Raw genomic sequence first — 7988 nt, 5'->3', positions numbered from 1 at the left:
GCGAGGACGGCGGCCGGCAGCGGCGGGAGCCGCCCGCCCGACGCCCGGCCGAGGGCGCGCGAGAGCGGGCCGTCGTCGCGGTACGTCCGCACGCCCGTCATGGCGCCAGCGACCTCGCCGCCCGTCCGCCCAGGGACAGCGCGGCGGCGGCGGAGCCCCACGCGAGCAGGGCCGCGAACGTCAGCCGCGCGTCGGCGAGGGCGGCGGTGACCGCGATCAGCGCGAACCGCTCGCCGAACGGCAGCCGCAGGCTCTCGGCGGCCCGCCCCGCGACCCCGCCCCGGCGGGACGGGCGCGGGCGGCGGGCGCGCCGGCCCGCCGCGTACGAGGCCGAGACCGTGTGGCGGACGGACAGCAGCGCCGCCGCGCCCACCGCGAGCCACCACGCGCTCCGCCCGGCGGCCGTGGCGCCGGCCGCCAGGCCCGCGTAGACGGCGAGCTCCCCGACGCGGTCGAGGACGGCGTCCGGCCGGACGGCGAACGGGTTCGCCCGGCGGCCGAGGCCGGCGCCCGCCTGCCCGAGGACGAGCGAGGCGGCCAGCAGCGGCGCGCCGGCGACCAGGCCGCCGCGCGCCCCGTCGGAGAACCACACCGCCGCCAGGCCCGCGAGCGCGAGCGAGGACGCCGACACGGCGCCGGCGGTGATCCCGCGCTCACCGGCCCACCGGGCGACGACCGCGGCGCAGGGCCCGGTCAGGTAGGCGGCGACGAGGCCGCCCGGCTCGGCGGGGCCGCGCGGGCGCGCGCCCTCCGCATCCAGGGTGTCCACGGCATCGGCGGCCTCTCGATCCGGGCGGATGATCGCGGGGTGGTCCGGTACGTTGAGCGTGACCGGCCGCTCACGCGCGGGCGCCTGATCCATCGGTGCCTCCAGCCGGTCACAGAAGCAGTGCAGTGCAAAGCGTAGTGGCTCGACTACGCAGAGTCATGGAAACCGGGAGAGATGGCGACGCGGACGGTTGCGGTGGTCCTCGCCGGCGGGGTCGGCGCGCGCATGGGCGCCGGCCGCCCCAAACAGCTCATGGAGGTCGGCGGGCGGCCGATCCTGGCGCACGCGGTCAACGCGTTCGACTCCCATCCGGGCATCGGCGAGGTCGTGGTGGTGATGGCGCCCGGGCATCTGCGCGAGGCCGCCTCGATCGCGGCGCCGTTCCGCAAGACGGCGGCGGTGATCGAGGGCGGCTCGACCCGGACCGCGTCCACCGCGGCGGCGCTGCGCCTGCTGGAGGACCGCCCCGACGACGTCCGCGTGCTGTTCCACGACGCGGCCCGCCCGTTCGTCGACCGCCCGGTCATCGACCGCGTGCTGGACGCGCTGGACGCCTGCGAGGCCGTCGCGGTCGGCGTGCCGTCGCCCGACACGATCGTGGTGGTCGAGGACGGGACGGTCGCCTCGATGCCGCCGCGCGAGACGCTGGCCCGGTTCCAGACGCCGCAGGGCTTCCGGCTCGGCACGATCCGCAAGGCCTACGAGCTGGCCCTCGCCGACCCGGGGCTGCGCGCCACCGACGACTGCGGGATCGTGCACCGCTACCTGCCGGACGTCCCGATCCGGGTCGTGGCGGGCAGCGAGCGCAACCTCAAGGTCACCCAGCCGCTCGACGCCGTCATCGCCGAACATCTCGCCAGCGAGGAAGCACCGTGATCTTCGAGAACACCCCCACCGTCATCGGCCACCGCGGCTTCGGCTCGGGCGAGGTCGTCCCGCCCGGCGCGCGAGAGGCCGTCGCCGAGAACACGCTGCCCTCGATGCTCGCCGCGGTGGAGGCCGGCCTGTCCTGGATCGAGATCGACGTGACGCGGACCGCCGACGACGCCCTCGTCCTGCGGCACGACCCGACGACCGTGGACGGCGACCACCTGGTCGACCTGCCCGCCACCGCGAGCGGGCTGCCGCTGCTCACCGAGATCTTCGACGCGCTGCCGGCGGACGTGGCGGTGGACGTGGACGTCAAGACCGTGCTGGAGGACGCGCTGGACGAGCCGTCCCGCCGCACCGGCGCGCTCCTGGCCCCGGTGCTGAGGCGGGAGGCGGAGCGGCGGCGGCTGCTGGTCACCTCGTTCGACCCGTCGCTGCTGATGTTCCTGCGCGAGGAGGCGCCGGGGGTCCCGCTCGGGCTGCTGACCTGGCTGCGGTTCCCGCTGTGGCACGCCGTCCCGGCCGCGGCGGGCCTCGGCATGGACGTCGTCGCCGTGCACACCGGCTCGTGCGGCATCGAGCACCCCGACACGCGGCTGCGGCCGCTGGAGCACTGCGTGGAGATCGCCCACAAGGCGGGCCTGGAGGCGATCGCCTGGTGCCCGTCGGCCGAGGCCGCCCCGACCTACGCGGAGGCCGGGTTCGACGCGATGGTGGTCAACGACGTCCCCGGCGTGCTCGCGGCCGTCCGGGCGTAGCGGAGGGGCGGCGCCGGCCGGGCGGTCAGCTCGGGCGGTTGCCGCCGTACATCTGCGTCCACTCGCCGGGGGACTCGTCGTCGTCGGAGCGGCCGCTCCGAGCGGGCGGCTCGGACCGGCTCTCCTCGGCGTGCCGCGCCGGCGGCAGCGGAGGCGGGTTCGAGGAGGGCTGCTGCCCGTACTGCGGCGCGCCGTGCCAGGGCGGGCTCTGCCCCGGCGCGGGAGGCGGCTGGGGCGCTCCCATGGGCGCCTGGCCGCCGGGCATGGGCGGCGGGCCCATCGGCGCGGGAGGCGGGCCGCCGTACCGCGGCCCGGCCGCGGTGCGGGCCCTCCACCGCGACGGCGCGAGGGAGGCGACCAGGAACGCGACGCCCAGCAGGAGGAAGACCCCGTACGGGGCGAGCGTCGTGTAGCCCTGGTAGAGCTGGCGGCCCAGCAGATCGCGTCCGGAGTGCTCGACCGCGAAGCGCGGCGACGCGAGCCAGAGGAGGCCGATCGCCGTGTAGGCGGCCCCCGGGATCAGCGAGGCGAGCGGCGAGAGGCGCGACCCGGCGGCCAGGCCCACCAGCACCGCCGCCACCACGACCAGCGCGGCGCCGATCCAGCGGTCCTCGCCGCCCCGGGTGAAGAAGTACCGGAAGTAGTCCGTGAACTTGGTCGTGCTGAACATCAGGCACAGCGCGATCACCGGGGTGACCACGAGCCCGACCAACACGCCGAGACCGTGGCGCGCTCCGTTGGACATGGCCACCTCCGAACCGCGACGGGCGAGATCCCGCCAAACCTAACGGTCAGACGGGCCGCGCACCATGGCGGTTCGGAGGTGATCGTACTTTTTTGCCCCGTTACTGAATGGATTCGCCCGGTTTGATCGGAGCGGGCTGGCCGAGCCGCGGCGGGCTGGTCAGGAATCCGACGCCCCAGGTCACGTGCATGGTGGCGAAGACGAGCGGGAGCCGGATCCAGGCGGCCGGAGGCAGCCCGCGCCCCTCCACGGCCGCGCCGGCGATCATCGCGGCCGCGTACCCGCCGGGCAGGATCCACCCGGGCCAGAACCCGAACGTCCCCGCGACCACGCCCGCCGCCATCGCCACGACGGCGATCGGCGGCGCGAGGTAGCGCAGGTTGAGCGTGCCCTGGTGCTCGCGCCCGACGACGCGCCGCCAGCGCCCGGTGTGGAAGTACTGCTTGGCGAGGGCCCGCAGGTTGGGCCGAGGCCGGTAGGTGACGCGCATGCGGGGCGTGAAGTAGATCCGGCCGCCGGACTGCCGGATGCGGTGGTTCATCTCCCAGTCCTGCGCGCGGGTGAACGTCTCGTCGTAGCCGCCGACGCGGTCGAGCGCGCTGCGGCGGAACGTGCCGAGGTAGACCGTCTCCACCTCGCCCGCCTCGCCGCCGGTGTGGAAGCGCGCGTTGCCGACGCCGAGCTTGGAGGTCATCGCGCGCGCGACGGCCTTCTCGAACGGGGTGACGCCCTCGGCCGCCATGATCCCGCCGACGTTGTCGGCGCCGGTCTCCTCCATCGTCTCGACGGCGGCGCGCACGTAGTCGGCGGGCAGCAGGGAGTGCCCGTCCACCCGGACGATGATCGAGTACTGCGAGGCCTTGATCGCGATGTTGAGGCCCTGGGGGGTGCGCCCCGTCGGGTTCGCGACGACGATGAGGCGCGCGTCCTCCGTGGCCAGCTTGCGGGCGATCTCCTCGGTGCGGTCGCGGGACGGCCCGATGGCGAGCACGAGCTCCAGCTCGCCCGGGTAGTCCTGGCTGAGGATGCGGCGCACGGCGTCGGTCAGGTGGCGCTCCTCGTTGAGGACCGGCATCACCACCGAGACGGCGGGCCACGTGCGCTGACCGGAGTCGGGAAGGGGCTTCACGGCGTAGCGGGTTTCCTGGTTCATGGCGCGCTGGGCATGGGGAGACGAATTCATGTGGGCTCGCGGGCGCTCCCGTCCGGCGGACCGGAGTGAGGCGCCCCTTCCTCTCTCTTGCTCGCTTGTCTGACGCAGCCCACGCCACCCAGGTTTGCGTGCGGGCCGCCGGGGTGTGGTCAAGACGGCGCCACGTTACTGCAAGGACACGAGGTCCAGGTAGCGAACGGACGGGTGTCCCCCACTTTAGAGTGGTGGGGACTCGCGTCAGCACGTGATCTTCGGGAGGCGGCGGCCGGCATGGCAGACGGGCACGACTCGGGTCGCGGCGACGCCGACCCCCTGGAGCGCTACTTCCGGCCGCGTCCCGGCGCCCACGCGGCCGAGGACGACGGCGACATCGAGGGCGTGACCATCGACGGGATGCCGGCGCCGCGCGTCCCGGTGGAGAGCCCGCGCGGGCCGCGCCGGCCGGGCCGGGGGCTGAGCCCGCGGGCGGCGACGAGCGCGCGGCGGCAGAAGCGCTTCCTCACCCTGACCGGGACGGCCTCGGCGTTCGTGCTGCTGACCTCGGGCGGCGCGTGGGCGTTCCAGAACTACGTCACGGGCATGATCGACAAGGTCTCGGTCGGCGGGCTCGGCAAGGGCAGGGACACGCCGAAGGGCGCCATGACCATCCTGGTCGCCGGCGTCGACCGGCGCGAGGGCCTGACGAAGGAGCAGCAGAAGGCCGCCAAGCTCGGGCACGAGGCGGGCGAGCGCTCCGACACGATGATGCTGGTGCACGTGTCCCGCGACCACGACAGCGTGTCGGTCGTGAGCCTGCCCCGCGACTCCTACGTGACCATCCCGGGGCACAGGTCGAACGGGTCGGAGGGGGCCAAGGGCACGCGGGTCCCGGCCCGTCCCGGCAAGCTCACCTGGGCCTACCAGTTCGGGGGGCCCGACCTCACCGTCAGCACGGTCAAGCAGGCCACCGGCGTGTCGATCGACCACTACGTCGAGGTGAACTTCTACGGGTTCGTGCACATGGTCGACGCGATCGGCGGCGTGGACGTGTGCACGGAGCAGGCCGTCGACGACAAGAAGAGCGGCCTGAAGCTCCCGGCGGGCAAGTCGCACGTGGACGGCCTGAAGGCCCTGGCGTTCGCCCGCGCCCGCTACTCCCTGACGGGCGGCAGCGACCTCGGCCGCATCGACCGGCAGCAGCAGTTCATGGCGGCGATGATGAAGCAGGCGCTGTCGACGAAGACGCTCGGCGACCCGGTCAAGTCCACGAAGTTCCTGAACGCCTCGCTGAAGTCGCTGCGCGTCGACGAGAAGCTGGCCGACAACCTGCCGGGCCTCGCCGACCAGATGAAGAACCTGTCGACCGACGACGTCACGTTCGCGAAGGTGCCGCTGTCGAACCCGGCCTACAACACCGTGCTGTGGAACGCGCCGTCCCAGCAGTCGACCGTCCAGTGGGACCAGCACAAGGCGCGCGACCTGTTCACCCGGCTCCGCCGCGACCAGCCGCTCGCGACGGAGAGCCCGAAGCCGAGCGCCACGCCGACGAAGAAGGCCGAGAACGAGCTGACGGTGCCGCCGGGCGACATCTCCGTCCGCGTCCTCAACGCGATCGGCACCCGGGGCCTGGCCACCAAGGCGGGCGGCGAGCTCCGCAAGGCCGGCTTCAAGGTGTCCGTCGCGCCGGGCGTGGCGCGCCGCGGGCAGCAGACCACGCAGATCCTGTACGGGCCGGGACGGGAGGACTCGGCCCGGACCCTCGCCGCCGCGATCCCCGACGCCAAGCGCAAGAAGGTCTCCTCGCTCGGCTCCCAGGTGCAGGTGATGGTCGGAGCCGACTGGGACGGCGCGGACTGGGCCGGCGTGAAGGAGGTCGAGGTGAAGGAGTCGCCGGGCGCCACGCCGACGGAAGGGGGGTCGTCCATCGAGACCGGCACGGCCACCCAGAAGCTCTGCGGCTGACCCGGGCGTCCCCGCCGCCCCCGCCTTCTAGAATGTTCTTCTAGTCATGGGCGGGGAGGACGCAGCATGGGCGAGGACGTGCCGGCCGGATCGTTCTACGAGCCGCTCGGCGGCGGGCGGTTCGCCTCCACACCCGCGACGGCGGGCCCCTGGTCGCCGGGCCTCCAGCACGGCGGCCCGTTCTCGGCCCTCCTCGGGCGGGCCTTCGAGCGGCACGACCCCGTCCCCGGCACCCGGGTGGCGCGGGTGACCGTCGAGATCCTCAGCCCCGTGCCCGTGGCGGAGCTGGAGGTCGCCGTGCGCACGGTCCGCCCCGGCAGGAGGGTCGCCCTCCTCGAAGGCGAGATCACGCACGAGGGGCGGCCGGTCGCCCGCGCGAGCGCCTGGCGGATCATGGCGGCCCCCGCGCGCCTGGAGCCGGTCGTGCACGCCGCCGCGCCGCCGGACCTGCCCGAGGCGACGGAGCCGTTCGGCGCGTGGGCGGGCATGCACCGGGACGGCTACCTGTCCGCGATGGAGTGGCGGCTCGTCAGCGGCGCCTTCGGCGAGCCCGGCCCGGGGACGGTCTGGGCGCGGCCGCGGATCCCGCTGGTCGCGGGCGAGGCCGACACGCCGCTCGTCCGCGCGCTGACGCTCGCCGACAGCGCGTCGGGCGTCGGCAGCCAGCTCGACGTGGCCGAGTGGCTGATCATCAACACCGACGTGACCGTCGCGCTGCACCGCGACCCCGCGGGCGAGTGGCTGTGCCTCGCCGCGTCCCTGGACGCCGCCCCGGGCGGCAGCGCGCTCTGCCAGGGGACGCTCGCCGACCGCTCGGGCGAGCTCGGCCGCGTCCTGCAGACCCTCCTCGTGGACGAGCGCCCGCGAGGCTGAACACGGCCCGCCCAGCCGATCAACACTCTGCGTGACCTTCTGCTACGGTGAGTAACGCCCGGGCGACAGAGAGCACAGTTCCCACCTCGTCAGGAGTGCAGAGATGTCCACAAGGATTCTCGGCTTGCTCACCACGACCGCCGCCATCTCGGTGGCGCTCAGCGGCGGCATCGCCGCCGCGAGCGTCGCGCGCACCGCGCCTCCGCCGGCCCCGCCGCAGGCGGACGCCCCGCCCGGCACGAACCCGGCGCTCGGCACCGGCCCGTTCACCATGGACTCGTCGTCCGACCCGGCGCCGGACCAGAACGCGGCGGCGAACGCCGAGCCGAACACCGCGCAGGAGCCCGCCGCCGCTCCCAGGCCGAACGCCGCACCGGAGCAGGAGGCCGCGGCGCCCAAGGCGCCGAAGGGCAGGTCCGAGGCCAGGGACGGCACCGACCTGAAGGCCTGCGAGGACGCCGAGTGCCAGGTCGAGATCAAGGACGGTCAGACGATCAAGTTCGACCGCAGGCTCGGGTTGGACCCGCTGCACGTCAAGGTCGACGGCAACCGGCTGATCTTCTCCTCGCGCGGCCGCAACGGCGTGATGGTCGCCTCGATGGACGCGTCCTGGCCCCGCGCCACCGCGACCTTCAACGGCCTCACGCTGCGGCCGCACCGCGCCAAGAACGGCGCCATGATCCTCGACGTCTCGCACGACTGAGCCGACCGGGGCGACGAGCCGCGTACACGGAGGGGCGGGCCATGCGGCCCGCCCCTCCGTGCGCGCCGCCGTGTCCTACCTGAGGATCTGGCGGGCCATGACCATCCGCTGGATCTGGTTGGTGCCCTCGTAGATCTGAGTGATCTTGGCGTCGCGCATCATCCGCTCCACCGGGA

At 74.3% G+C, this 7988-nt stretch carries 9 protein-coding genes; 5 read left to right on the top strand and 4 right to left on the bottom strand.

Annotated elements, in window-relative coordinates:
* Positions 1-97: 97 nt before the first annotated feature.
* Positions 98-862, bottom strand: coding sequence for a hypothetical protein (locus ABWI04_RS40640; protein WP_353835739.1), 765 nt, complete (start codon positions 860-862; stop codon positions 98-100).
* Between the two features lie 81 nt (positions 863-943).
* On the opposite strand from ABWI04_RS40640, the gene ispD reads away from it, so the two are divergent.
* The gene (ispD, locus tag ABWI04_RS40635) at positions 944-1645 is read left to right on the top strand and encodes a 2-C-methyl-D-erythritol 4-phosphate cytidylyltransferase (RefSeq protein WP_353835738.1); all 702 of its coding nucleotides are present in this window, start codon (positions 944-946) and stop codon (positions 1643-1645) included.
* Positions 1642-2397, top strand: a complete 756-nt coding sequence (locus ABWI04_RS40630) for a glycerophosphodiester phosphodiesterase (RefSeq protein WP_353835737.1) — start codon at positions 1642-1644, stop codon at positions 2395-2397. Before ispD ends, ABWI04_RS40630 begins: the two co-directional genes overlap by 4 nt.
* A gap of 25 nt (positions 2398-2422) precedes the next feature.
* Here the strand turns inward: ABWI04_RS40630 and ABWI04_RS40625 are convergent, their stop codons facing one another.
* On the bottom strand, positions 2423-3142 hold the full coding sequence (locus tag ABWI04_RS40625) for a hypothetical protein (protein ID WP_345187736.1): 720 nt from the start codon (positions 3140-3142) through the stop codon (positions 2423-2425).
* 100 nt (positions 3143-3242) lie between these two features.
* Positions 3243-4295: a glycosyltransferase family 2 protein gene (locus tag ABWI04_RS40620; RefSeq protein ID WP_353835736.1), complete on the bottom strand. Its 1053-nt coding sequence runs from the start codon at positions 4293-4295 to the stop codon at positions 3243-3245.
* Between the two features lie 270 nt (positions 4296-4565).
* Here ABWI04_RS40620 and ABWI04_RS40615 point away from each other — a divergent pair, with 270 nt between their 5' ends.
* The 3 genes from ABWI04_RS40615 to ABWI04_RS40605 all read left to right on the top strand — a co-directional run bounded on the left by ABWI04_RS40615 (position 4566) and on the right by ABWI04_RS40605 (position 7812).
* Positions 4566-6236, top strand: a complete 1671-nt coding sequence (locus ABWI04_RS40615; RefSeq protein ID WP_353835735.1) for an LCP family protein — start codon at positions 4566-4568, stop codon at positions 6234-6236.
* Between the two features lie 66 nt (positions 6237-6302).
* Positions 6303-7109: a thioesterase family protein gene (locus ABWI04_RS40610; RefSeq protein ID WP_345187744.1), complete on the top strand. Its 807-nt coding sequence runs from the start codon at positions 6303-6305 to the stop codon at positions 7107-7109.
* 103 nt (positions 7110-7212) lie between these two features.
* Positions 7213-7812 carry a hypothetical protein gene (locus ABWI04_RS40605; protein ID WP_353835734.1) on the top strand — a complete coding sequence of 200 codons (600 nt, stop codon included), beginning with the start codon at positions 7213-7215 and terminating at the stop codon, positions 7810-7812.
* Between the two features lie 75 nt (positions 7813-7887).
* Here the strand turns inward: ABWI04_RS40605 and ABWI04_RS40600 are convergent.
* Positions 7888-7988: acyl-CoA dehydrogenase family protein (locus ABWI04_RS40600; RefSeq protein WP_353833686.1), on the bottom strand; the 101-nt coding region annotated here is incomplete at its 5' end.

Source organism: Actinomadura sp. NPDC000929 (assembly GCF_040492065.1).
In the GTDB taxonomy this organism is placed as follows: Bacteria; Actinomycetota; Actinomycetes; order Streptosporangiales; family Streptosporangiaceae; genus Spirillospora; species Spirillospora verrucosospora.
Note: the sequence above shows the minus strand (reverse complement) of the source record. Positions and strands in the feature narration are given on the sequence as shown.

What these genes read in the sequence shown, in the direction of transcription:
- ABWI04_RS40640 (WP_353835739.1), bottom strand. Translation starts at nt 862, where the DNA reads ATGGATCAGGCGCCCGCGCGTGAGCGGCCGGTCACGCTCAACGTACCG.
- ispD (WP_353835738.1), top strand. Translation starts at nt 944, where the DNA reads ATGGCGACGCGGACGGTTGCGGTGGTCCTCGCCGGCGGGGTCGGCGCG.
- ABWI04_RS40625 (WP_345187736.1), bottom strand. Translation starts at nt 3,142, where the DNA reads ATGTCCAACGGAGCGCGCCACGGTCTCGGCGTGTTGGTCGGGCTCGTG.
- ABWI04_RS40620 (WP_353835736.1), bottom strand. Translation starts at nt 4,295, where the DNA reads ATGAACCAGGAAACCCGCTACGCCGTGAAGCCCCTTCCCGACTCCGGT.
- ABWI04_RS40615 (WP_353835735.1), top strand. Translation starts at nt 4,566, where the DNA reads ATGGCAGACGGGCACGACTCGGGTCGCGGCGACGCCGACCCCCTGGAG.
- ABWI04_RS40610 (WP_345187744.1), top strand. Translation starts at nt 6,303, where the DNA reads ATGGGCGAGGACGTGCCGGCCGGATCGTTCTACGAGCCGCTCGGCGGC.
- ABWI04_RS40605 (WP_353835734.1), top strand. Translation starts at nt 7,213, where the DNA reads ATGTCCACAAGGATTCTCGGCTTGCTCACCACGACCGCCGCCATCTCG.